Source organism: Aquincola tertiaricarbonis (assembly GCF_000969605.1).
GTDB lineage: Bacteria > Pseudomonadota > Gammaproteobacteria > Burkholderiales > Burkholderiaceae_C > Aquincola > Aquincola tertiaricarbonis.
This window is the reverse complement of sequence record NZ_JZUE01000004.1, coordinates 206,504-229,100: the sequence shown is the minus strand read 5'-3', so window position 1 is coordinate 229,100 and position 22,597 is coordinate 206,504. Positions and strand designations below refer to the sequence as shown.

Sequence of the window (22,597 nt, the reverse complement as noted above, 5' to 3'; positions counted from 1 at the left end):
CGGTGGGGTGCGACTCGGGGCGGGGCTGCAGAGCCTACCCCGGAACCCGTGGTGCGCCGGCCGGCTAAGCTGTTGCCGCCGCAGTCCACCCTCCGCATGGCCAACATGACCGATACCGTCGAAACCCGCCTGGCCGCCGCCGGCCTCGTGCTGCCCGCGCTGGTCGCACCGCGCGGCAACTTCCAGCCCTGCACCCTGGCCGGCGACCTGCTCTACCTGTCCGGCAAGGGCTTGCCCTTGCGCGATGCCGGCACGGTGCCGGTGCCCAAGGTGGGCGGCCAGGTGTCGGTGGCCCAGGCGCGCGCCCATGCGCACGACATCGCCCTCTACCAGCTCGCCGTGGTGAAGCAGGCGCTGGGCGACCTGGAGCGCATCGTGCAGGTGGTCAAGGTGTTCGGCATGGTCAATGCCGTGCCCGACTTCACTGAGCACACCGAGGTGGTCAACGGCTTCTCCGACCTGTGGGTGCAGCTGCTGGGCGAGCGCGGCCGGCATGCGCGCTCGGCCATCGGCGTGGGCTCGCTGCCGATGGGCTTCGCGGTGGAGATCGAGGCCGTGGTCCGCTTCCGCTGAAGGCGGCTCCGGCGCGCGGCACCCAGCGGACCGGCCGGCCCGACCGGGTCTTGAGCAGGGTGGGCTCTCAGTCCTGCCCGAGGGCCGAGCGCAGCTCGCGCGCGGCCTCGGCGCAGCGCCCGGCCAGCACCTCCACCTCGGCGGCCACGCGGCTGAAGCCCCGGCCGTGGCGGCCGGCCCGCGCTGCCTCCACCGAGGCGCTGAGCGCCAGCACATGGCTCTGGAAGGCCAGCGAGTCGACCAGCCCGGCCACCTCCGCCATGCGCTGCGGCGCGGGTGGCGGGGGCGCCAGCGTCGTCACGGGCGCCGTGGGCGCCGTCGGCTCCACCGGCAGGTCATGCGGCGCCTGCAACCCGCCTTGCGGGCCCAGGGCCGCCAGCCGTCGGCGCAGCCGGCGCGCCTGCCAGGCCGCACTGGCGGCGGCCCAGGCCAGCGCCAGCAGCCAGCCGAGCACCGCCGCGGCCAGCAGTGCCAGCAGCAGCGCACCGGCCACCGCGGGCGGCAGCAGGGCGGCGTGCGGACCCAGGCTGGGCAGCAGCCGGGCCGTGCCCAGGCCCAGCACCCCGCCGGTGGCCGCGGCCACCAGGCCCGCCAGCAGGCCGGTGGCCCGCAGGCCCGGCGCCGGCCGGCCCAGGGCCTGCATGCGTTGCCACAGCCGGCCCTGCGGCATCCGCAGCCGGGCATACAGCCGCTCGGCCTGCGCCACCTGGGCCCGCGTGGCCGGCAGCTCGGCCACCATGTAGCCGATGGTGCGGCCCTGCTGCACCAGCGGGGCGATGTCGGCCACCATCCAGAAGTGGTCCCCGTTCTTGCGGCGGTGCTTCAGCGTGCCGGTCCAGCGCCGTCCGGCCAGCACCGCGCGCCACAGCTGCCGGAACAGCTCGGAAGGCACGTCGGGATGGCACAGCACTTCGCAGCGCATGCCGATCAGCTCCTGCGGGCCGTAGCCGCTGGCTTCCACCAGCGCGGCATTGCAGTAGGTGATGCGGGTGTCCAGATCGCCGGTGGACAGCAGCAGCAGGCCGTCGGCGAGCGGATGCTCCCGCTGCGTGATGGGCAGGGCTGTGCGCATGGGAGGCGGCTGGTGGTCGTACCAGCAGATTCGGACGCACCCGCCGCCGCTTGATGCCGCGCCGGCCGGTCCACCCAACGGAGGGAGGCCGGCCACCGGCTTCGTCCTACAGCCGCGCTTGGCCGGCGACGACAGACGGCCCTTGCCACGCCCGACAGACTGCGGTGTTTTGCCCGCGGCGCCGATGCGCGCCCCATGTACCGATGGCCCATGCCTGGCAATTCCAGCGCGCCGGCGGTGTCGACCAGGTCGTCATCGCCAGCGGCGCCGACATCGCCCACCTGCACGAGCTCGACCAGAAGCTGTGGGTGGCCCTGGCCTGCCCCACCCGCGGCATCGACTTCGACCCGCGCACGCTGGACCTCATCGACACCGACCACGATGGCCGCATCCGCGCGCCCGAGCTGCTGGCCGCCTGCCGCTGGGCCTGCGAGCGGCTGGCCGATCCGCAGCAGCTGATCCGCGGTGGCGACCGCCTGGCGCTGGCCTCGCTGGCCGACACCGAGGAAGGCCGCGGCCTGGCCGACGAGGCCCGCCGCACGCTGCAGCGCCATGGCGTGGCCGATGCGCCCGACATCGGCCTGCCGGAGATCACGGAGCGGCAGAAGCACCTGGCCGGCGAGCGCTTCAATGGCGACGGCATCGTCATTCCCGCCAGCGCGGGCGACGATGCGGCGCTGCAGGCGGTCATCGAGCTGGCGTTGGCCACCCAGGGCGGCGTGCCCGATGCCGGCGGCACGCCGGGGCTGGACGAAGCGCGCGCCCATGCCTTCTTCGATGCGGCGCAGGCCCTGCTGGACTGGCATGCCCGCGGCGAGGCCGACTGCGGCCCGCTGCGCGCCGCCGCCCAGGCAGTGGATGCGGTGCACGACAAGGTGGAGGACTACTTCGCCCGCTGCCGCCTGGCCAGCTACGACCCCCGCGCCGCGGAGGCCCTGAACGCCCCCACGGTGGAGGAACTGCGCAAGCTGGCCACGGTGCGCCTGTCGCTGGCCACCGACCCGCTGCTGCAGATGCCGCTGGCGCCGGTGGCGGCGGGCCAGCCGCTGCCGCTGGGCGAAGGCGCCAACCCCGCCTGGCAGGCCGCGCTGGCCACGCTGCACGAGGTGGCAGTGCAGCCGCTGCTGCAGCAGCGCCAAGCCCTGCTGGACGAAGCGGGCTGGCAGCGGCTGAAGGCGCGCGTGGCGCCGTGCCGTGCCTGGCTGGCCGCGCGGCCGGGCGGCGCGCTGGCTGCATCGGGCGTGGACAAGCTGCAGGCCGTGCTGGGCGACGACCTGCCCGCGCGCCGCCAGCAGGTGCTGGCCCTGATCGCCGAGGACCAGGCCGCCGCGCCGCTGCACGGCCATGTGAACGACCTCGAGAAGCTGCTGCGGCTGCAGCGCGACCTGCGGGTGCTGCTGCGCAACTTCGTCTCCTTCGCCGCTTTCTACAAGCGCGAAGGCGCCATCTTCCAGGCCGGCCGGCTGTACCTGGACGGCCGCAGCTGCGACCTCACCGTGAACGTGGCCGATGCCGCCAAGCATGCGGTCATCGCCGGCCTGGCCAAGGCCTACCTGGCCTACTGCGAATGCACCCGCGGCACGGAGAAGATGACGGTGGCGGCGGCCTTCACCGCGGGCGACGTGGACTTCCTCTTCGTCGGCCGCAATGGCCTGTTCTACGACCGCCAGGGCCGCGACTGGGATGCCCGCATCGTCAAGGTGATCGAGAACCCCATCAGCATCGGCCAGGCCTTCCTGTCGCCGTACAAGAAGTTCCTGCGCATGATCGAGGAGCAGGTGGCCAAGCGCGCCGCCGCCAGCGACGCCACCGCCGAAGGCCGGCTGGGCGGCTGGGCCGGGCGCATCGCCACCGCGGACAAGTCGCCGCCGGTGGGTGCGGTGGCCAGTGCCGCGCCGGCCACGCCGGCCGATGCCGCCGCCGCACGCGCGCGCATCGACGTGGGCACCGTGGCGGCGCTGGGCGTGGCCCTGGGCAGCATCAGCGCGGTGCTGGTGGGCGTGTTCACCAAGTTCGTGGACCTGGGCTGGTGGATCCCGGTGGCGGTGGCCGGCATCGTGCTGTCGATCTCCGGTCCCAGCATGCTCATCGCCTGGCTGAAGCTGCGCCAGCGCAGCCTGGGGCCGATCCTGGACGCCAGCGGCTGGGCCATCAATGGCCGCATGCGGCTGAACGTGCGGCTGGGCGCCTCGCTGTCGCAGACGGCGCAGCTGCCGCGCGGCACGCTGCGCCGGCCCGACCCTTTCGCCGAACGGCACGGCTGGGGCTGGGCCCTGGGCGCGCTGGCGCTGGTGGCGGTGCTGGCCGCCGCCGCTTGGGGAGCGTGGCGCCTGGGGTGGGCGCCACGCTGGCCGCTCTTCTAGCGGCTCAGGGCTTCATCGCTCCGGCTTCAGGGCTTGAAGCTGTCGCCCAGCACCAGGCCTTCACGCCGCGGATCGGCGCCGCCGGCCAGCACGCTGCGGCCGTTGACGCTGGACCGCATGATGGTGCCGATGCCGCTGCTCTGCGCATTCAGGTTCACCGTGTGGCCCAGTGCGCGCAGGCCGGTCACCAGCGGGTCGTTGTTGCCGCCGTTGCTGGTGTCGATGGCCGGATGCTCGCCGCCCACGTTGGTGGTGGCCGAGTTGGCGGCGCCGAAGTCCACCAGCGAGGTGGCCTGCTGCGCATCCAGCCCCCAGTCCAGCGCCCCGACCACCGTCTTGGCCACGTACTGGATGATGGTGGCGCCGCCCGGCGAGCCGGTGGCCAGCGCGAAGTCGCCCGCGCTGCCGTCGGCATTGAGCTTGAACACCAGCGTGGGCGCCATCGAGCTGCGCGGCCGCTTGCCCGGGCCCGGCCGGTTGGCGATGGGCAGGCCGGCCGCATCCACCGGCGCATCGAAGTCGGTGAGCTGGTTGTTCAGGATGAAGCCGTTGGTCATGTGGTAGGAGCCGAAGCCCGCTTCCACCGTGGTGGTCATCGACACCACGTTGCCTTCGCGGTCCACGATGGTCATGTGGGTGGTGCCGGCTTCCTGCGCGGTGCTGGTGCCGCTGGGCGTGGCGGTGCCGAAGGTGCCCGGCTGCGCGGTGCCCATGCTGCGCGTCATGCTGATGAGCGCGGCGCGGCTCTTCAGGTAGTTCTTGTCCACCATCGCCGCCGGTGAGCCGCCGGGCAGCGGCACGAAGTCGGTGTCGGCCACGTACTTGTTGCGGTCGGCATAGGCCAGGCGGCCGGCTTCCGACAGCAGGTGCACGCCCATCACCGTGGGCTTGCCGCCTTCGCCGTCGATGTTGGTGGGCTTGAGCGAGGCCAGGTCGAAGTTCTCGACGATGCCCAGCATCTGGGCCACGGCCAGGCCACCGGACGACGGCGGCGGCATGCCGCAGACCATGTAGGTGGCGCGGTAGGTGGTGCAGATGGCTTCGCGCTTCTTGGCCTGGTAGCTGGACAGGTCGGACAGCGTGAGCTTGCTGGGCGTGATGGGCGCGCCATTGGCACCCACCGACACGCCTGCCTTGTCCACGATGGCCTGGGCCAGCGGGCCGTTGTACAGCGCATCGGCGCCGCCGTTGGCCAGCGTGGTGAGCGTGGCCGCATAGGCGGGCAGCTTGAAGGTGGTGCCCAGCGCCTTGGGCGTGCCGTCGGCATTCAGGTAGGCGGCGGTGGCATCGGCATCGCGCAGGAAGTTGGTGGCCGCGCCGGCGATGGCGTCGGACATGCGCCCGCTGATCAGGAAGCCGTTGGTCGCCAGGTCGATGCCGGGCTGGAACAGGTCCTTCCACGGCTTCTTGCCATGCTCGCTGTGGGCCAGGCCCAGCATCTTCACCGCGCCAGGCACGCCGATGGAGCGGCCGCTGGCGCGCGCGCTGGGCACCGGCGCGGTGCGGTTGCTGGTGTCGTCGATCCAGCGGATGTAGTTCTCGGTGGCGGCCGCGGGCGCGGTCTCGCGGCCGTCGTAGGCGGTCACGGCCTTGGTGCGGGCGTTGTAGTGCAGCATGAAGGCGCCGCCGCCGATGCCGCTGGACTGCGGCTCCACCAGGCCCAGCACGGCCTGCACGGCCACGGCCGCGTCCACTGCGCTGCCGCCGCTCTTGAGCACCTCGCAGCCGGCCTTGCTGGCCAGCGGGTTGGCCGTGGCCACCATGTACTTGCTTGAATAGACAACTTTCTTGCCGGTGCGGTAGCCGCTGGCGGGCTCGGGCGCGGCGGGGTCGCCCGGCAGGCCGGAGCCCACGACGACGCTGCCGCCGCTGTCGCTGAGGATCTCGCAGCCCATCTCGGGGCCGTCGGAATCACTGAAGAAGCAGCCCGACAGGGCCAGGGCCGAAGCAGCGGCGAGCGGGGTCAGGACCAGTAGCCGGCGGTTCATTGGGATCAAGGTTTGCTCCAAAGACGAGTGGTGCGCAGGCGGCCGACTATCCGCCGCCAGCGCAGCCCCGCCAATCAGCAAGAACCATGCACGCGCCGCATTCAGGCCGCCCGGCGGAAACAGCCCTGCATGAAGGCCCAGGCCAGGCGCGACGCATCCGGCCCGGCGGGGTCGCTGTAGCTCTGGGCGGCATCGCCGCCGCTCCAGGCGTGGCCCAGGCCCTGGATCTCCACCAGCCGCACGGCCACCTGGCGGGCGCGGCGGTAGTCGGTGACGGTCATCGCATGGCGGGTGCCGCGCTGCAGGTTGCGCGGCTTGCCCGCCCGGGCGCCGGCGGCCTGGGCCCAGGCCTCGGCGGCGGCGCGGCCGTTGGCCGGGTCCACCACGCGGTCGGCACTGCCTTGCAGCACCATCAGGGGCGGCAGCACCACGCCCGGCGGCAGGGCCACGCTGCCGCCGCCGCGCATGGCCTGCAGTCCGGTGGCGGTGGAGCGGCCGCTGCCGGGTGCCACGCCCGAATGCATCACCACCGCGGCATAACGCAGCGGCTCGCGGGTGGCCATCAGCGCGGCCATGCCGGCGCCGGCCGACAGGCCCGCCACCGCCACGCGCGTGCGGTCGATGGCATGGCGCAGGCCCACCTGGTCCAGCATCAGCTGCAGCGTCTGTGCCTCAGCCTGTGCATGGCCCGAGCGCAGCTCGTACCAGCGCCAGCAGCCTTGCGGATGGGCCAGCGTGTCCTGCTCGGGGTACAGCACGAAGAAGCCATGCCGGTCGGCCAGCCGGTGCATGCGGCTGCTGATCGCCAGGCCGCGGCCGTTCTGCGCGCAGCCGTGCAGCATCACCACCAGCGGCGCCGGGGCCAGCGGCTGCCCCAGCGCCATGCCCTGCGGCGGACCGCGCAGCGCGGCGGGGCGGTAGAGCGTGAAGCGCCGCGTGCCGGCCGGCCCGATGGCCAGGCCGGGCAGCCAGTCGCCGCGCGCCTTCGGGAAGCGGTGCTGGGCGGCGATGGCATCCAGTGCCGGCTTGGCGATGCGGCCGGCACGGGTCAGCGGCGCAGGGCGTTTCTTCACGGCCGGCCGGGCAAGCCGGGGCGTGGCCGGTACCAGCGGCTTGGGCTGGGCGGCAGCGGCCTTCCGGGCCGGTTTCACCGGCTTGAGCAGCGCCTTCTGCTGCCGCACCGCGGCCTTGGCCAGCACCTTGCTGCCGCGGTTGAACAGCCGGGCCCAGGAGGCGACGAGGCTGCGCTTGGCCACGGCCGCGCTGCCGTGGCTAGAACAGCTGCTGGGCCAGGAACTGCAGCGAGCGTCCGTGCGCCAATGCAGCCGATGCGGGATGGTAGGAGCCACGCGCCCAGCAGTTGAAGCCGTGCGTGGCGCCCGGGTACACATGCAGCTCGGCCGGCTTGCCGGCAAAGGCGGTGCGCACCTGTTCCACCTTGTCCAGCGGGATGGCGTGGTCCTGTTCCGCGTAGTGGAACTGGATCGGGCAGCTGATGCTGCCGCTGCGCTGCAGCTGGTCGTGGATGCCGCCGCCGTAGTAGCACACCGCCGCGTCCACGCCAGGATCGGCGGCGGCGATATAGGCCAGCCGGCCGCCCATGCAGTAGCCGATGGCGCCCACCTTGCCGCCGGCCGCGTCCACCTCGGTGCGGGCGCGCAGCGTGGCCACGGTGGTCTTGATGTCGGCGGCCAGCTGCTCGGGCCTGGCGGCCTTCATCAGCTCGATCGCGCGGTCATAGTCGGGCCCGCTGTAGCCCAGCTCCACGCGGGGTGCGTCGCGCCAGAACACGTCGGGCGCCAGCACCACGAAGCCGTCCTGCGCATATTGGTCGGCCACCGCGCGGATGTGCGCATTGACGCCGAAGATCTCCTGGAACAGCACCAGCCCCGGGCCGGTGCCGGCCGGCGGCAAGGCCAGGTAGGCGCCGTACTGCCCGCCGTCCTGGGCGTTGATGGTGATCCATTGACTGCTCATTGGTACTCCTGTGCTGGCTGGTGGTCGCGAGCCATTGTGGTTCAGTCCTCCGGGCCGTGCGCCCTGGGTCCACTTCCACCCGTAACGGTTTGAAGTTTGTGGTTGATAGGCGGAAGTGGCGCGCCTAGCATGCGCCAGCGCCGCCGGCCCAGGCCACAAGAGCGGTCATGCAGTACAGGAGACATGCAGGATGGACGGGTCGTGCTGAACCCTTGGGCCGAGTTGTCGGGTGGCGAACGGGCCGTGCTCGACGCGGTGATGTGGTCCACCGGGCTGCCGCGCGAGGCCCTGGCCACGCGGGCCGAGCTGTCCCGCACCCGCGCCAATGCCGCCGTGGCCGCGCTGGTGGAGCAGGGCCTGCTGGAAGAAGCCGGCCCGCAGGCCAGCACCGGCGGCCGCCGGGCCGAGACCCTGCGCCTGGCGCGCAGCCTGGGCGTGGTGCTGGCGGTGGACCTGGGCGCCACCGGGCTGGACGTGGCGGTGCTCACGCCCGACCTGCGCATCCTCGAGCGCCACACCGAGGCGATGGACGTGCGCCGCGGCCCCGGCCTGGTGCTGAGCCGCGTGCGCGCCCTGCTGCGCGAGCTGCTGGCCCGCTGCGGCGCCACGCCGCGCCAGGTGCTGGCCATCGGCCTGGGCGTGCCGGGCCCGGTGGACTTCGAGCATGCGCAACTGGTGGCGCCGCCCCTGATGCCCGAATGGGACGGCTTCTCCATCCGCGACGACCTGCGCGCCGACTATGCGGCCCCGGTGTTCGTCGACAACGACGTGAACCTGATGGCGCTGGGCGAGCTGTGGCGGCTGCAGCGCGGGCTGAAGAACTTCGTCGTCATCAAGGTGGGCACCGGCATCGGCTGCGGCATCGTGTGCCAGGGCCAGGTGTACCGCGGCGTCAACGGCTCGGCCGGCGACGTGGGCCATATCTGCGTCGACCCCCACGGCCCGCGCTGCCACTGCGGCAACCTGGGCTGCGTGGAAGCCATGGCCGCCGGCCCGGCCATCGCCCGCATCGCCACCGAAGCCGCGCTGGAAGGCAAGAGCCCGATGCTGGCCCAGGTGCTGGCCGAGCGCGGCAGCATCACCCCGGCCGACGTGGCCCAGGCCAGCCGTGCCGGCGATGCAGCCAGCAACGACATCGTGCAGAAGGCCGGCGCGCTGATCGGCCAGATGCTGGCCTCGGTGGTCAACTTCTTCAATCCCAGCCATGTGTTCATCGGCGGCGGCGTCACCCGCACCGGCCCGCTGTTCCTGGCCAGCGTGCGGCAAAGCATCTACCACCGCAGCCTGGCGCTGAGCACGCGGCACCTGGAGATCCAGTACACGCCGCTGGGCGACGAGGCCGGCGTGGTGGGCGCGGGCGCGCTGGCGCTGCAGCAGGCGATGCTGGCGGGGGCGCGCGCATGAGCCTTCAAATCACGTTCGACGACATCACCAAGGCCTTCGGCCCGGTGCAGGTGCTGCATGGCGTGAGCTTCGAGGTGCAGCCCGGCACCGTGGTGGGCCTGCTCGGCGAAAACGGCGCCGGCAAGAGCACGCTGATGAAGATCCTGTCGGGCTACGAGCAGCCCAGCGGCGGCACCCTGCGCATCGGCGGCCAGCCGGTGGCCTTTGCCGGATCGCGCGAGGCCGAGGCCGCGGGCATCGTGCTCATCCACCAGGAGTTCAACCTGGCGGAAGACCTGAGCATCGCGCAGAACATCTTCCTGGGCCACGAGAAGAAGCGCGGATGGCTGCTGGACGACGCCACCATGCGCGCCGAGGCCGCGCAGGCGCTGAAGCTGGTGGGCCTGGACGTGAGCCCCGACACGCCGGTGCGCCGCCTGATCGTGGCCGAGAAGCAGCTGGTGGAAATCGCCAAGGCCCTGGCCCGCAAGGCCCGGCTGCTGGTGATGGACGAGCCCACCGCCACCCTCACGCCCGGCGAGACCGAAGCGCTGTTCCAGCTGATGGCGCGGCTGAAGAGCGAGGGCGTGACCATCCTCTACATCAGCCACAAGCTCGATGAAGTGGAGCGTGTGACCGACGAGATCGTGGTGATGCGCGACGGCCGCTTCGTCACCCGCGCGCCCACCGCCAGCGTCACCCGCCGCGAGATGGCCAACCTGATGGTGGGCCGCGAGCTGAGCGACCTCTACCCGGCCAAGGACGCGCCGCCGCCCGAGACCACCGCGCCGTTGCTGAAGGTGCAGGGCCTGACCGTGCCCGGCTGGGCGCAGGACATCGGCTTCGAGGTGCGGCCCGGCGAGATCCTGGGCTTTGCCGGCCTGGTGGGCGCCGGCCGCACCGAGCTGTTCGAAGGCCTGCTGGGCCTGCGCCCGCACAGCGTGCAGCGGCTGGAGCTGGCCGGCCGCGCCGTGCCCGGCCTGCGCAGCCCGCGCGATGCCGCCCGCCATGGGCTGACGTACCTCAGCGAAGACCGCAAGGGCAAGGGCCTGCACGTGGCCTTCGGCCTGAAGGAAAACCTGACGCTGATGGCGCTGGAGCGTTATGCCCGGCCCTGGCTCAACCCCGCGGCCGAGCGCGCGGCCCTGCAGCAGGCGGTGCAGGACTTCGGCATCCGCACCGGCTCGCTGGACATCGCGGCCTCGTCGCTGTCGGGCGGCAACCAGCAGAAGCTGGCGCTGGCCAAGGTGCTGCACCCCGACCCCAAGGTGATCGTGCTGGACGAGCCCACCCGCGGCGTGGACGTGGGCGCCAAGCGCGACATCTATTTCCAGGTGCAGGCGCTGGCGCGCGAAGGCCGCGGCGTCATCGTGGTGTCGTCGGAGTTGATGGAGCTGGTGGGCTTGTGCCACCGCGTGGCCGTGATGCGTGCCGGCCGCCTGATGGCGGTGGTGCAGGGCGCGCAATTGACCGAAGAGGAGTTGATCGCGCATGCGACCGGAACCCGTGAGCACTGAGAAACGATCCGCGGCCGGCCGGCTTCATGGCCTGGGCCCGGTGGTGGGCCTGGTGGTGCTGCTGATCGGCGGCACGCTGCTCAACAGCGACTTCGCCAGCTTCGACAACCTGATGAACGTGCTCACCCGCACCGCCTTCATCGGCATCATCGCGGTGGGCATGTGCTTCGTCATCATCTCCGGCGGCATCGACCTGTCGGTGGGCTCGATGGCGGCACTGATCGCCGGCTGCGTCATCCTGCTGATGAATGCGCTGGGCGAACGCGGGCTGCAGCCGGTGGCGGTGGTGGCGCTGGGCATGGGCTTCGCGGTACTGCTGGGCGCGCTGTTCGGGCTGGCGCATGGGCTGCTGATCACCCGCGGCCGCATCGAGCCCTTCATCGTCACGCTGGGCACGCTGGGCATCTTTCGCGCGTACCTCACCTACTTCTCCAACGGCGGCGCCATCACGCTGGACAACACGCTGAGCGACGTCTACAGCCCGGTGTACTACGCCGCGCTGTTCGGCGTGCCGGTGCCGGTGTGGGTGTTCATCGCGGTGGCCGCGCTGGGCGGGCTGGTGCTCAACCGCACCGCCTATGGCCGCTATGTGCAGGCCATTGGCTCCAACGAGCAGGTGGCCCGGTATGCCGCGGTGGACGTGGACCGCATCAAGGTCGTCACCTACATGCTGCTGGGCGTGTGCGTGGGTATCGCCACGCTGCTGTACGTGCCGCGGCTGGGCAGCGCATCGCCCACCACCGGCCTGCTGTGGGAGCTGGAAGCCATTGCCGCGGTGATCGTGGGCGGCACCGCGCTCAAGGGCGGCGCGGGCAGCATCACCGGCACGGTGGTGGGCGCCATCCTGCTCTCGGTCATCAGCAACATCCTCAACCTCACCAGCATCATCAGCGTGTACCTGAACGCGGCGGTGCAGGGCTTCGTGATCATCGTGGTCGCCTTCCTGCAAAGGCGGCGGCGTTAGCAGTCCGGGCACATCGGGCCCTTGTTCCAACCCCCCAAGAGGAGACGAGACATGACACAGCACTTCACCCGCCGCACGGCCCTGCTGGCCGCCACCGCCGCCGCGGCCGCGATGGCTTTTTCCACCGGCGCCAGGGCGCAGGCACCGGCCAACGTGAACCTGGGCGTGGCCATTCCGGCGGCCACGCACGGCTTCACCGGCGGCATCGTCTGGTGGGCCAACGAGGCCAAGAAGGAACTGGAGAAGACCCACAAGAACCTGAAGGTGACGATCAAGACCGCGGCCAACGCCGGCGAGCAGGCCAACCAGCTGCAGGACCTGGTCACCGCCAACAAGATCAATGCGCTGGTGATCTTCCCGTTCGAATCGGCGGCGCTGACCAAGCCGGTGCAGCAGGTCAAGGGCAAGGGCGTGTACGTCACCGTGGTGGACCGCGGCCTGACCGACCCCAGCGCGCAGGACGCCTACGTGGCCGGCGACAACACCGCCTTCGGCAAGGTGCCGGCCGAATACATCGCCAAGGCGCTGGGCGGCAAGGGCAACGTGGTGGCGCTGCGCGGCATCGCCACCACGCTGGACAACGAGCGCATGGACGCCTTCAACAGCGTGCTGAAGCAGCACCCCGACATCAAGCTGCTGGACGCCAAGTACGCCAACTGGAACCGCGACGACGCCTTCAAGGTGATGCAGGACTACCTGACGCGCTTCAAGCAGATCGACGCGGTGTGGGCGGCCGACGACGACATGGCGGTGGGCGTGCTCAAGGCCATCGACCAGGCCAAGCGCACCGACATCAAGCTGGTGTTCGGCGGCGCCGGTGCCAAGGGCATGGTCAAGACGCTGATGGACGCGAAGGACCCGCGCATCCAGGCCAATGTGTCGTACTCGCCCAAGTTCATCTACGACGCCATCAAGCTCACCGCCGAGGCGCGGCTGAAGGGCGACAAGCTGCCGCCCACCACCATCATCCCCTCGGTGTTGATCACGAAGGACAACGCCAAGGAGTTCTACTTCCCCAACTCGCCGTTCTGACGCCATGGCCCGCCCCGTCACGCTTTTCACCGGCCAGTGGGTTGACCTGCCGCTGGCCGAGCTGGCGCCGCTGGCCAGGCGCATGGGCTACGACGGCCTGGAGCTGGCCTGCGGCGGCGACCACTTCAACGTGCAGCGCGCGTTGAAGGAGCCGGGCTACGTGCAGCAGCAGCGCGAGCTGCTGCAGCAGCATGGCCTGCAGTGCTGGGCCATCGGCAACCACCTGGTGGGCCAGGCGGTGTGCGACCTCATCGACCAGCGCCACCAGAAGATCCTGCCCGCCCATGTGTGGGGCGACGGCGAGCCCGAAGGCGTGCGCCAGCGCGCCGCGCTGGAGATGGCCGACACCGCGCGGGCGGCCAAGGCCTTCGGCGTGAAGACGGTGACGGGCTTCACCGGCTCGTCGATCTGGCATGCCATCTATGCCTTTCCGCCCACCACCCAGGCCTTCTGGGATGCGGGTTATGAGGACTTCGGCCGCCGCTTCGCGCCCATCCTGCAGGCCTTCGACGAGTGCGACGTCAACTTTGCGCTGGAGGTGCACCCTACCGAGATCGCGTTCGACATCGCCACCGCCGAGCGGGCCTTGCAGGCGGTGAACCAGCACCGCCGCTTCGGCTTCAACTTCGACCCCAGCCACTTCGGCTACCAGGGCGTGGACTATGTGCGCTTCCTGCGCACCTTCCCCGATCGCATCCACAACGTGCACATGAAGGACGTGTGGTGGGGCAAGGGCGACGGCACGGTGGGCACCTTCGGCGGGCACACCAGCTTCGGCGATGCACGCCGCACCTGGGACTTCCGCAGCGTGGGCCGCGGCATGATCGACTTCGAATCCATCTTCGTCGCGCTCAACGACATCGGCTACCGCGGCCCGCTGTCCATCGAATGGGAAGACAGCCGCATGGACCGCGTGCACGGCGCCACCGAGAGCGCAGCGTTCACCCGCCGCATGGACTTTCCGCCCGCGGGCGGCGCGTTCGACGACGTGTTCGGCCGACCCGACCAAGGGCAGGGCACACGATGACGACCCCCCACAAGCTGCGCGTGGCCATGGTGGGCGGCGGCCGCGACGCTTTCATCGGCGCGGTGCACCGGCATGCGATGGCGCTGGACGGCCAATGGGAACTGGTGGCCGGCGCCCTGAGCAGCACGCCGGAAAAAGCCAAGGCCTCGGGCCGCGACCTGGGCCTGGCCGACGACCGCAACCACGGCAGCTGGCCGGAACTGCTGGCCGACGAGCTGCGGCGCCCGCCCGAGCAGCGCATCCATGCGGTGAGCATCGTCACGCCCAACCACCTGCACTTTCCGGTGGCGATGGCCTTCGTGCAAGCCGGTTTCCATGTGGTGTGCGACAAGCCGCTGGTGCACACCAGCGAGCAGGCGGCCCAGCTGGTGCAGGCCGTGCACCAGGCCGGCACTGTGTTCGGCGTGACCTACAACTACAGCGGCTACCCCATGGTGCGCGAGGCCCGCGAGCTGGTGCGCCAGGGCGCCATCGGCACCATCCGCAAGGTGGTGATGGAGTACCACCAGGGCTGGTTGTCTAGCCAAGTGCAGAGCAAGCAGGCCGACTGGCGCACCGACCCCACCCGAAGCGGCGCGGCGGGTGCGGTGGGCGACATCGGCACCCATGCCGAACACCTGATCGCCACGGTGACCGGCCTGGAGATCGAAAGCCTGTGCGCCGACCTGAGCACCTTCGTGCCCGGACGGCAGCTGGACGACGACGCCAGCATCCTGCTGCGCTTCAAGGGTGGGGCGAAGGGCGTGTTGCTGTGCTCGCAGATCGAAGCGGGCTGCGAGAACGACATCCGGCTGCGGGTGTTCGGTAGCGCGGGTTATCTCGATTGGCGGCAGGAGGAGCCAAACCTCCTGATCCACGCGCCGGCCGATGGGCCAAAGCGGGTGCTGACGAGGAATGCGCCGTGGCTGAGCGAGGCGGCGAAGGCCGCGTGCCGACTACCGGCCGGGCATCCTGAGGCGTTCATCGAGGCCTTTGCCAACGTGTACCGCGGGGTGGCGGCAGATATTCGGGCAAGGCTGGACGGTGTGCGCGCTGATCTGCTGGTGGCGGATTACCCGCGCGTGGAGGACGGGGCGCGGGGGGTGGGGTTTGTGGAGGTGGTGGTGGGGTCGGGGGGTGAGTGGACCGCTAAGGCCGAGACTTCGAGCTGCTTCCCCCTTAATGGCGACCTCGCGGTTTTGCCTTGACCTTCTTCATTAAGTCGGCGTGCAATGGTATTGTCGCCAGCTCCACTTGGAAATTCATTGCGCGTAAGCTTTTTAGCGCGTTTTTGAGAGTTAGTTTGGAGAAGAATGGAAGCTGCTCGGGAAGCTTCTTGACGGTAGCAATCGCGTAAACAATAGTATATGAGCTTGCGTCAATGCGTTTGCGCGGGTCCGTTAGCTTGCAGGTGTGCGGGAGTTTGTCGTTCAGTCGCGTGCGGAATTCTTCATCTTTGACGAATGCTTCTGTGGCAATCAATCCTTGAGCGAACAGATGGCTCAAAGTACTTGAACTGCGATACTGTTTGACGTGAACGAGACTCCTTGAGTCCCAGATGAGATCGCAAAACTCAATCTTGTCATAGGATCCGCCAAGTCCTATATTCCGCTTGTCCATGAGCTTCACCGAGCTATTCGCCCGAGCGACATCTTCGTTATATAAGCCCTCGCCTTCATGATTGAACGCTGGGAAACTTAATTTCGACAGTGGTAGCGTCTTCAGGTATTTCTCAGTTGCCTCGACCAAGTCGGGATTTACCTTATACCAGACACCGTTGCGGAGAATATAGTTTCCGCTGTGCTTGTCTGCTATTTCTATATATAAGCAACGAAAGGCGCTCCAGGATGCAAGTTGCTTGTAATTGACGTCGATAACGTGGATCCATCGTCTGCGAAGATTATCGAAGCTAAGCTCCTCGCCTTTTGCGGCCAACTCATCGAGTAGTTTTTTTAGGTCGAGTGTGCAATGGATTGGGCTACTAGGCCTGAGGTCAAAAGCATAGCCAGCTTGCGACTCCCAGTCGACGATTTCCGGTTCTCCTAGCCAGATTGTTCCACTAGCGGGATTAAGAAGTAAATCTGTGGCCAAGAGTTCAACTAAAGCCAACTCGTCGTTGTCTCTTACACGCTGCACGTTGTGGATGTGGTTGAAGTGAGGTGGCAGCGGTTTCCGGTACTGCTGAAGTGCTACGTTGAGTACCGAAGAAAGACTTTCTGCTGTCACTGGTAGATTTAACTGCAGCGCATCCCGCCCGCTTAGGACTTCGCCCAATTCCGGGACGTCGGAAATTCCGGTAAGTGCATAAACAATCTCACACTCACCGTCAACATTGAGGTCGTGGATGTCAACCCCCTTGGTGCTTTGCGTTCGTGAGTTCAGAGGATTCTGGATGTAGTTTGCTTTGTCTAAGCTTCTAAGTTCGTTTGCACCGACGGAGTTTAGGGTGACCCTTAATCCGAAGTATCGCTCGACTGCATCGTCCTTGATCAAGAAGTGTCCTGTTCCAAAGGATATCAAGAATGTCGCTTCTTCCGTCCTATGAACAAGCACTGCTCCGACTGAGTTCGGCTTTCCGAACTCGTCCGCTGATACTTCAGGTAAGACAGTGAAGAGCGCGGTCCAAGGCGGCAGTCGTTTTGGAAGCTCAGTTTTTATGTACAGCCTAGCGGTGACATCGTTTAACACCAGATCAATGGGTGGTTTTGCGTTCTCGATCTTGAGGAAGCTGTCATCATCCATGGATTTATCGCGCACCAAGTAGATGGAAAGCTTGTATTTACGGGGCGGTGTAGTGGTTGGCATCGCGACAGTAAACTGTAGGCAAGCGTGTAACTCGTTAGAAGTGTCGCTTCCAGCATGACGCTGCTAAAAGCGATTCATAGGCAAATATTGAAGGGTTTGATGGGTCCAAACCCCAGTTGCCATGCGTGAAACGCTTGCCTACTCATACGTCATTCAACGTATTTCATGATCCCCGCTCCCGCCGCCCAATGCGCCCATCCCAGCCACCAAGCAGCAGGAGCCCCCATGAACCACGGCGACATCTCCAGCAGCAGCGACACCGTCGGTGTCGCCGTCGTCAACTACGAGATGCCCCGCCTGCATACCAAGGCGGAAGTGCTGGCCAACGCGCGGGCGATCGCGGAGATGGTCGTCGGCATGAAGCGCGGACTGCCGGGGCTGGATCTGGTGATCTTTCCGGAGTACAGCACCCACGGGATCATGTACGACCCGCAGGAGATGTTCGATACCGCGGCCACCATCCCGGGCGAGGAGACGGCCGTGTTTGCCGACGCCTGCCGGCGGGCCAAGGTGTGGGGCGTGTTCTCGCTCACCGGTGAGCGCCACGAGCAGCACCCGCGCAAGGCGCCGTACAACACGCTGATCTTGGTGAACGACCAGGGCGAGATCGTCCAGAAGTACCGCAAGATCATGCCGTGGGTGCCTATCGAGGGCTGGTACCCGGGCAACCAGACCTATGTGAGCGATGGGCCCAAGGGCCTGAAGGTCAGCCTCATCATCTGCGACGACGGCAACTACCCCGAGATCTGGCGCGACTGCGCGATGAAGGGCGCCGAACTCATCGTGCGCTGCCAGGGCTACATGTATCCGGCCAAGGAGCAGCAGGTGATGATGGCCAAGAGCATGGCCTGGGCCAACAACTGCTATGTGGCGGTGGCCAATGCGGCGGGCTTTGACGGCGTGTACAGCTACTTCGGCCACAGCGCGGTGATCGGCTTCGACGGCCGCACGCTGGGTGAATGCGGCGAGGAGGACAACGGCATCCAGTACGCCGCGCTCAGCAAGCACCTGATCCGCGACTTCCGCAAGAACGCGCAGTCGGAAAACCACCTCTTCAAGCTGCTGCACCGCGGCTATACCGGCCTCATCAACTCCGACGACGGCGACCGCGGCCTGGCCGACTGCCCCTACGACTTCTACCGCCAGTGGGTGGCCGACCCCGCCGCCGCGCGCGCTGCGGTGGAAGCGATCACGCGGCCGATGGTGGGCACCGAGGAATGTCCGATCGAGGGCATTCCGAACCCGCGCAGCGTCGGCTAGAACCCCGGCCTGTTCCCGCGCGCGAGCCCGCCCGGCTTGGTGGCCGGCCCCTTGCCCCAGCCTGGCTTGGGCGGCGCCTTGTTGAACACCGCGCCGCCCAGCGAAGGGTACTTGTCTTCGGTCTTTTCCAGCAGCGCGGCCATCTCCGCCTTCTTGCGCTCTTCTTCCAGCCGTTCCGCTTCGGCCTTGTCGGCCAGCTCCTTGTTCTTGCGCTGCACATGCACCTCGATCTGTCCTTCGGTGATGCTGTAGCCACGTGCACGGCCGACGGTGCGTGGCACGGTGCCTGGCGGGTGTGAGGCGTACACCTTGCCGCCTTTGGCGTGGGTGGCCACGAACAGCGACACCTTCACCGCCTTCCACACGAACATGCGCGATTTCGTGCCGTCGGCATAGCTGCGGTCGATCATCTCGGCCGACAGGTGCAGGTGGAACTCGTACTCGTCGTTGAACTCGTCGCCCGGGATGGTGAGCGTGATGTGCGGGTCTTCCACGCGCTGATGGATACCCTTGTCGACGCTGATCACCTCGTCGGGCGAGGCCAGTGCGTCCAGCAGGCGCTTGAAAGGCCGCTGCGCCGGCTCGGAGTCGTCGAAGGCGCCGCCGGTCAGCAGGCCGATGGTGTCCAGCACCAGCCGCTGCACCTCGCTCCACTCCATGTTGCTGTCGTGATCGGGGAACCAGAGGCCGTCGCGGTTCTGGCTGCTGCCGTGGTCGCTGTACAGCTTCTTCAAGGTGGGCATGGTGCCTCCGGCAATGTGGGGGTTCACGATGCTAGGCACCGCGGCACCGGCACCAAGCAGTGAATGTGCGGATGGCCGCGTGCCGCTTGACCGACTACGTGCCCTGCAGCCTGCGCCGCGCCGCGTTGTGCGGATGCGCCGCCGCTTCGACCATGCCCAGCACCGGCGCAAAGCACACGTCGGTGCCTTCCAGCAGCGCGCACCACTCGTCCCGGCTGCGGCTGGCAAACAGCGCGGTGAAGCGCGCCTTCAGCGCCGGCCAGTCGGCCGTCTCGTACTGGCGGGCCGGGTCTACGTCGGTCAGGCCCAGCTTGTCCAGCAGCAGCGCATAGAAGGGCGGCTCCAGCGCCGCCACCGTCACCTGGCCGCCGCAGGCGCAGGCATACACGTCGTAGAACGGTGAATCGTGGAACGGGCTGGGCGGCGCGCCCGGGCCGTTGCCCAGCTGGCCATTGGCATGGATCCAGTGGGCGATGCCGCCCAGGCTCTGCACGATGTCGACGATGGCCGCATCCACCACCCGGCCCCGGCCGGTGTGCCGCGCTTCCAGCAGCGCGCACACGATGCCGAAGGCCAGGCCCAGCGCGCCTGCGCCATCGCCCAGCACCGTGGGCGGCACCATGGGCAGCTGGCCCGGCCGGGCCGAGAGGCTGAGCAGTCCGGTCAGCGCCACGTAGTTCAGGTCATGGCCGGCCACGCGGGCCAGCGGGCCGGTCTGGCCCCAGCCGGTCATGCGGCCGTACACCAGCCGCGGGTGCCGCTGCGCGAACACCTCGGGCCCCAGGCCCAGCCGTTCCATCACGCCGGGGCGCTGGCCTTCGATCAGCGCATCCGCGCCCATCACCAGCTCGATGGCGCGGTCCCGGTCGGCGGGCTGCTTCAGGTCCAGCACCACCACCTGCTTGCCGCGGCGCAGCGGGTTGTGCGCCTCGTCGCCGCCGAGCTGCGCGCTCACTGCGCCCTGGCCGGGCCGGGCGATCAGCGTCACCTGCGCACCCAGGTCGGCCAACATGCGGCCGGCCAGCGGGCCGGGGCCGAGGCCCTCGAACTCGATGAGGCGGATGGTGGAGAGGGTGGGGGAAGAGGACATGGGCGCTGCTATTAGGGATGTGGTCGCCCAGCATGTCCACACGTGTGAGGACGCCCGCGCGGCGGCGGCTGTCTAGGCTGCCGGCATTACAACCTGGAGGGGCGCGCGATGGAGGGCAACGGCAGGTACAACCCCGGCGGCGACCAGCGCCGCACCGGCGTGTGGGTGGCCATCGGGCTGCTGCTGCTGGTGTTCGGCTTCACCTTGGTGCTCACGCTGCCCACCTACGCCAGCATCCGCGGCAACCCGTTCTGGTTCGTCGGCATGCTGGTGATCTTCGGCGCGGCGCTGGCGCTGATGGCGGTGGTGTTCACCTGGCTGGGCCTGGCCGCCAAGGACGAAGCCTTCGGGCTGCCGGCGGGCTCGGTGCGGTCGATGCTGGCCATCGGCGTGATGGTGCTGTTCGCGGTCTTCGGTCTGCAGGCCTTGTCGGGCGAGGGGCCCACGATCAAGCCGGCCACGCAGCCGCTGGCCACGGTGGTGCTGACCGACCCGGCGCAGGCCCGGGCCGAGATCGAGCGTTATGAAAAGGCCGGCCTGCTGGCGGTGGCCGGTGCCGCTTCCGGCGTGCAGGGCACCTCGCTGAGCATCTATGTCCTGACGCGCGAAACACCGGCTGCGGCGCAGGAATCGCAGAAGCAGATCATCACCGCGCTGATCACGCTGGTGACGTCGGTGGTGAGCTTCTACTTCGGCAGCCGCAGCGTGGAGGCGATGGCCAAGGGCATGTCGGGCGGCGGCGGGCCGGGCGGCGTGATGCCGCGTGTGACCGAGCAGGAGCTCAAGCGACTGGACGACGCGATCGGCAAGGCGGAAGCCGGCATCGCTGGCCTGGCCGGGCAGGAGCCCACCAGCGGCACCGCGGAGGAGCTGGCCCGCGTGGTGAGCGCCTTGCAGGCCGCCTTGAAGAAGCTGAAGGATGAGCGCGCCAGTCTGGATGCGTTGTCCAAGGACGCGGTGAGCGGCAGTGCCACCTTTGAGCAGGTGGACCAGCGCAGCAGGCAGCTGGCCGCCCAGCTGCAGTCGCTGCAGCAGGACCTGGCCGCGGCGCAGAGCCGCGTGGCCAAGGGCTGAGCATGCTGTCCACCTGGCAGGTGACGGCCACCGCACTCAATCTGCGGGTGGCGCCACAGGTGGGCTCGCCCATCGTCGCGGTGATGAAGCAGGGCGACTTGTGCACCGACACCGGCGCGCCGGCCACCCAGGCCGGCTGGCTGGCGGTGGCCTACCAGGGCCGGCTTGGCCACGCGAATGCGCAATACCTGCGTAGCGTACCGGATGCCGGTGCAATGGCAGCGGGTGATCGGCCGGTGCCCACCTCGCCGCCTGCGCCGGCGCCGGTGCCCATCACCCAGCCATCGGCGCGGCAGAGCGACCTGGCGCTGCTCCACCCCCGCTTCCGGCAGGCTGTGGCGGGCCTGCTGGCGTCGCTGGCCCAGGCCGGCGCGCCATTCCGCGTGTTCGAGTCCTACCGCACGCCGGAGCGCCAGAAGTGGCTGTACGACCAGGGCCGCACCCGCCCCGGCAGCATCGTGACCAAGGCGCCGCCCTGGCGATCGATGCACCAGTACGGCCTGGCTGCGGACCTGGTGCTGTTCATCGACGGTCAATGGAGCTGGCGCGACAGCGGGCCACTTGCGGCGCACTGGGCGCTGCTGCGCCAGCACGCTGCCGCGGCGGGGCTGCGCACCCTGTCTTGGGAAGCACCGCATGTGGAGTGGCCGGTGAGCCTGGAGGACGCCGCCGGCCCCACGCTGATGGCCAGCGGCGATGCCGCCTGGCTGGACAACGTGGAAGCCTCGGCCGACCGCTGGCAGCAGGCCGGCCACGACGGCGCGCCGGTGCTGGCCGCGCTGCAGCGGCCGGGCCTGGCGCCCGCGTGACGCGGCCGCTCAGGCCGCGTTCGGCGCGAGCAGGCCCGCCGTCTCTCCCGCCCCCATCTTCTCCGCCAGCTCCCCCGCCGTCATGCCGGCGGCGTCGCGTCGGCCGGGGTCGGCGCCGGCCTGCAGCAGCCGCTGCACCATGGCCGTGCGGTTGAACATCGCGGCGAACATGAGCGCGGTGCGGCCGTCGGCGCCGGTGGCGTCCACCTGGGCGCCGTGGGACAGCAGCAGTTCCACCACGTCCTGCGCGCCCTTGAAGGCGGCGGCGCCCAGGGGCGACTGGCCCTTGTCGTTGCGCAGCTCGGCGTCCGCGCCGTGGTCCAGCAGCAGCTGCACCACCGGCGCATGGCAGTGGTAGGCGGCCAGCATCAGCAGGGTGTCGCCCTTGTCGTTGCGCAGGTTGGGCGGCAGCCCGGCCTTGAGCAGCGGCGCGATGTGGGCCGCGTCGCCCTGGCGCGCGGCATGGAACACCTCGCGCAGCGCGTCCAGCACCGCTTCGTCGAGAGGGGGAGGGGAGGTGGCCGTCGTCGTGCTCATGCCCACCTCCGGCACCCGCCGTGCCCGCGCCGGCCCGGCTCAGCGGGTGAGGGTGACGCCCGATCCGTCGATGCGCAGGGAGCCGTCGCGCTCCGGCTTGACCAGCCGGCCGTCCTCCAGCCGGTATTCGGTCAGCCCGGTGGGCTCCCATTGCTCGTTGCCCAGGTTCAGCGACGGGTCGCGTACCAGGTGCTCGTAGCCCATCACCTTGTAGTGGCTGCCGTCGGAGCCGCGGGCCTGGAACGATTCCAGCAGGTGCAGTTGCTTGTCCATGGCGCTTGTTCCTTCATGAGATGGAAGAACGGCCGCGCGCCGCTGCCGGTGCGCGGGGTGCCGTTGCGGCAAGCGATGTACCTGCCCACGCGCGCCGCCCGCCGGTTCTACGCCTGCACGGCCCGGCCGCA

Annotated in this window: 20 protein-coding genes; 11 read left to right on the top strand and 9 right to left on the bottom strand. The window is 69.2% G+C overall.

What is annotated here, in order from left to right:
* The first annotated feature begins 105 nt into the window (after nucleotides 1–105).
* Nucleotides 106–573, top strand: coding sequence for a RidA family protein (locus VO99_RS06820; protein ID WP_046112169.1), 468 nt, complete (start codon nucleotides 106–108; stop codon nucleotides 571–573).
* Between the two features lie 67 nt (nucleotides 574–640).
* Here the strand turns inward: VO99_RS06820 and VO99_RS06815 are convergent, their stop codons facing one another.
* Nucleotides 641–1,645: a PAS domain-containing protein gene (locus VO99_RS06815; protein WP_046112046.1), complete on the bottom strand. Its 1,005-nt coding sequence runs from the start codon at nucleotides 1,643–1,645 to the stop codon at nucleotides 641–643.
* A 203-nt stretch (nucleotides 1,646–1,848) separates the two neighbouring features.
* Between VO99_RS06815 and VO99_RS06810 the strand changes: the two genes are divergently transcribed.
* Nucleotides 1,849–4,008, top strand: a complete 2,160-nt coding sequence (locus tag VO99_RS06810) for a hypothetical protein (protein WP_046112045.1) — start codon at nucleotides 1,849–1,851, stop codon at nucleotides 4,006–4,008.
* Between the two features lie 26 nt (nucleotides 4,009–4,034).
* Here VO99_RS06810 and ggt read toward each other — a convergent pair whose 3' ends face one another.
* The 3 genes from ggt to VO99_RS06795 form a co-directional block, all read right to left on the bottom strand.
* On the bottom strand, nucleotides 4,035–5,996 hold the full coding sequence (gene ggt / locus VO99_RS06805) for a gamma-glutamyltransferase (protein ID WP_046112044.1): 1,962 nt from the start codon (nucleotides 5,994–5,996) through the stop codon (nucleotides 4,035–4,037).
* A gap of 101 nt (nucleotides 5,997–6,097) precedes the next feature.
* Entirely contained in the window at nucleotides 6,098–7,252 is a 1,155-nt protein-coding gene (locus VO99_RS06800; protein WP_083440412.1) for an extracellular catalytic domain type 1 short-chain-length polyhydroxyalkanoate depolymerase, read from the bottom strand.
* A 16-nt stretch (nucleotides 7,253–7,268) separates the two neighbouring features.
* Nucleotides 7,269–7,973, bottom strand: a complete 705-nt coding sequence (locus VO99_RS06795) for a dienelactone hydrolase family protein (protein ID WP_046112043.1) — start codon at nucleotides 7,971–7,973, stop codon at nucleotides 7,269–7,271.
* A gap of 258 nt (nucleotides 7,974–8,231) precedes the next feature.
* Here VO99_RS06795 and VO99_RS06790 point away from each other — a divergent pair, with 258 nt between their 5' ends.
* From VO99_RS06790 to VO99_RS06765, 6 genes are all read left to right on the top strand, one after another.
* Nucleotides 8,232–9,377, top strand: a complete 1,146-nt coding sequence (locus VO99_RS06790) for an ROK family protein (RefSeq protein ID WP_232315291.1) — start codon at nucleotides 8,232–8,234, stop codon at nucleotides 9,375–9,377.
* Nucleotides 9,374–10,873 carry a sugar ABC transporter ATP-binding protein gene (locus VO99_RS06785; protein WP_046112041.1) on the top strand — a complete coding sequence of 500 codons (1,500 nt, stop codon included), beginning with the start codon at nucleotides 9,374–9,376 and terminating at the stop codon, nucleotides 10,871–10,873. Before VO99_RS06790 ends, VO99_RS06785 begins: the two co-directional genes overlap by 4 nt.
* A complete protein-coding gene (locus VO99_RS06780) occupies nucleotides 10,848–11,837 on the top strand; it encodes an ABC transporter permease (protein ID WP_046112040.1) in 990 nt (329 codons plus the stop codon). The genes VO99_RS06785 and VO99_RS06780 overlap by 26 nt, the downstream gene beginning before the upstream one ends.
* Nucleotides 11,838–11,948: 111 nt before the next feature.
* The gene (locus tag VO99_RS06775; protein ID WP_232315290.1) at nucleotides 11,949–12,869 is read left to right on the top strand and encodes a substrate-binding domain-containing protein; all 921 of its coding nucleotides are present in this window, start codon (nucleotides 11,949–11,951) and stop codon (nucleotides 12,867–12,869) included.
* 4 nt (nucleotides 12,870–12,873) lie between these two features.
* Nucleotides 12,874–13,896 carry a sugar phosphate isomerase/epimerase family protein gene (locus VO99_RS06770; protein WP_046112038.1) on the top strand — a complete coding sequence of 341 codons (1,023 nt, stop codon included), beginning with the start codon at nucleotides 12,874–12,876 and terminating at the stop codon, nucleotides 13,894–13,896.
* Nucleotides 13,893–15,083 (top strand): Gfo/Idh/MocA family protein, encoded by a 1,191-nt coding sequence (locus tag VO99_RS06765; protein WP_046112037.1) that lies wholly within the window; start codon nucleotides 13,893–13,895, stop codon nucleotides 15,081–15,083. Before VO99_RS06770 ends, VO99_RS06765 begins: the two co-directional genes overlap by 4 nt.
* Here VO99_RS06765 and VO99_RS29390 read toward each other — a convergent pair.
* Nucleotides 15,055–16,680 (bottom strand): TIGR04141 family sporadically distributed protein, encoded by a 1,626-nt coding sequence (locus VO99_RS29390; protein ID WP_083440411.1) that lies wholly within the window; start codon nucleotides 16,678–16,680, stop codon nucleotides 15,055–15,057. The genes VO99_RS06765 and VO99_RS29390 overlap by 29 nt on opposite strands.
* Nucleotides 16,681–16,905: 225 nt before the next feature.
* On the opposite strand from VO99_RS29390, the gene VO99_RS06760 reads away from it, so the two are divergent.
* Nucleotides 16,906–17,940 carry an aliphatic amidase gene (locus tag VO99_RS06760; protein ID WP_046112036.1) on the top strand — a complete coding sequence of 345 codons (1,035 nt, stop codon included), beginning with the start codon at nucleotides 16,906–16,908 and terminating at the stop codon, nucleotides 17,938–17,940.
* Here VO99_RS06760 and VO99_RS06755 read toward each other — a convergent pair.
* Entirely contained in the window at nucleotides 17,937–18,683 is a 747-nt protein-coding gene (locus VO99_RS06755) for a hypothetical protein (RefSeq protein WP_046112035.1), read from the bottom strand. The genes VO99_RS06760 and VO99_RS06755 overlap by 4 nt on opposite strands.
* Nucleotides 18,684–18,777: 94 nt before the next feature.
* Entirely contained in the window at nucleotides 18,778–19,773 is a 996-nt protein-coding gene (locus tag VO99_RS06750) for a CaiB/BaiF CoA transferase family protein (protein WP_046112034.1), read from the bottom strand.
* Nucleotides 19,774–19,881: 108 nt separating this feature from the next.
* Here VO99_RS06750 and VO99_RS06745 point away from each other — a divergent pair, with 108 nt between their 5' ends.
* Nucleotides 19,882–20,847: a hypothetical protein gene (locus VO99_RS06745; protein ID WP_046112033.1), complete on the top strand. Its 966-nt coding sequence runs from the start codon at nucleotides 19,882–19,884 to the stop codon at nucleotides 20,845–20,847.
* Nucleotides 20,848–20,849: 2 nt separating this feature from the next.
* Nucleotides 20,850–21,656, top strand: a complete 807-nt coding sequence (locus VO99_RS28660; protein ID WP_052736146.1) for a M15 family metallopeptidase — start codon at nucleotides 20,850–20,852, stop codon at nucleotides 21,654–21,656.
* A gap of 9 nt (nucleotides 21,657–21,665) precedes the next feature.
* Here VO99_RS28660 and VO99_RS06735 read toward each other — a convergent pair whose 3' ends face one another.
* Together VO99_RS06735 and VO99_RS06730 are read right to left on the bottom strand one after the other, a co-directional pair.
* A complete protein-coding gene (locus VO99_RS06735; protein ID WP_046112032.1) occupies nucleotides 21,666–22,193 on the bottom strand; it encodes an ankyrin repeat domain-containing protein in 528 nt (175 codons plus the stop codon).
* Between the two features lie 39 nt (nucleotides 22,194–22,232).
* The gene (locus VO99_RS06730; RefSeq protein WP_046112031.1) at nucleotides 22,233–22,466 is read right to left on the bottom strand and encodes a hypothetical protein; all 234 of its coding nucleotides are present in this window, start codon (nucleotides 22,464–22,466) and stop codon (nucleotides 22,233–22,235) included.
* Nucleotides 22,467–22,597 lie beyond the last annotated feature (131 nt).

Bases quoted from the DNA above. Each gene is read 5' to 3' on its own strand.
- VO99_RS06820 (WP_046112169.1), top strand. From the start codon at position 106: ATGACCGATACCGTCGAAACCCGCCTGGCCGCCGCCGGCCTCGTGCTG.
- VO99_RS06815 (WP_046112046.1), bottom strand. From the start codon at position 1,645: ATGCGCACAGCCCTGCCCATCACGCAGCGGGAGCATCCGCTCGCCGAC.
- VO99_RS06810 (WP_046112045.1), top strand. From the start codon at position 1,849: ATGGCCCATGCCTGGCAATTCCAGCGCGCCGGCGGTGTCGACCAGGTC.
- ggt (WP_046112044.1), bottom strand. From the start codon at position 5,996: ATGAACCGCCGGCTACTGGTCCTGACCCCGCTCGCCGCTGCTTCGGCC.
- VO99_RS06795 (WP_046112043.1), bottom strand. From the start codon at position 7,973: ATGAGCAGTCAATGGATCACCATCAACGCCCAGGACGGCGGGCAGTAC.
- VO99_RS06790 (WP_232315291.1), top strand. From the start codon at position 8,232: ATGTGGTCCACCGGGCTGCCGCGCGAGGCCCTGGCCACGCGGGCCGAG.
- VO99_RS06785 (WP_046112041.1), top strand. From the start codon at position 9,374: ATGAGCCTTCAAATCACGTTCGACGACATCACCAAGGCCTTCGGCCCG.
- VO99_RS06780 (WP_046112040.1), top strand. From the start codon at position 10,848: ATGCGACCGGAACCCGTGAGCACTGAGAAACGATCCGCGGCCGGCCGG.
- VO99_RS06775 (WP_232315290.1), top strand. From the start codon at position 11,949: ATGGCTTTTTCCACCGGCGCCAGGGCGCAGGCACCGGCCAACGTGAAC.
- VO99_RS06770 (WP_046112038.1), top strand. From the start codon at position 12,874: ATGGCCCGCCCCGTCACGCTTTTCACCGGCCAGTGGGTTGACCTGCCG.
- VO99_RS06765 (WP_046112037.1), top strand. From the start codon at position 13,893: ATGACGACCCCCCACAAGCTGCGCGTGGCCATGGTGGGCGGCGGCCGC.
- VO99_RS29390 (WP_083440411.1), bottom strand. From the start codon at position 16,680: ATGCCAACCACTACACCGCCCCGTAAATACAAGCTTTCCATCTACTTG.
- VO99_RS06760 (WP_046112036.1), top strand. From the start codon at position 16,906: ATGAACCACGGCGACATCTCCAGCAGCAGCGACACCGTCGGTGTCGCC.
- VO99_RS06755 (WP_046112035.1), bottom strand. From the start codon at position 18,683: ATGCCCACCTTGAAGAAGCTGTACAGCGACCACGGCAGCAGCCAGAAC.
- VO99_RS06750 (WP_046112034.1), bottom strand. From the start codon at position 19,773: ATGTCCTCTTCCCCCACCCTCTCCACCATCCGCCTCATCGAGTTCGAG.
- VO99_RS06745 (WP_046112033.1), top strand. From the start codon at position 19,882: ATGGAGGGCAACGGCAGGTACAACCCCGGCGGCGACCAGCGCCGCACC.
- VO99_RS28660 (WP_052736146.1), top strand. From the start codon at position 20,850: ATGCTGTCCACCTGGCAGGTGACGGCCACCGCACTCAATCTGCGGGTG.
- VO99_RS06735 (WP_046112032.1), bottom strand. From the start codon at position 22,193: ATGAGCACGACGACGGCCACCTCCCCTCCCCCTCTCGACGAAGCGGTG.
- VO99_RS06730 (WP_046112031.1), bottom strand. From the start codon at position 22,466: ATGGACAAGCAACTGCACCTGCTGGAATCGTTCCAGGCCCGCGGCTCC.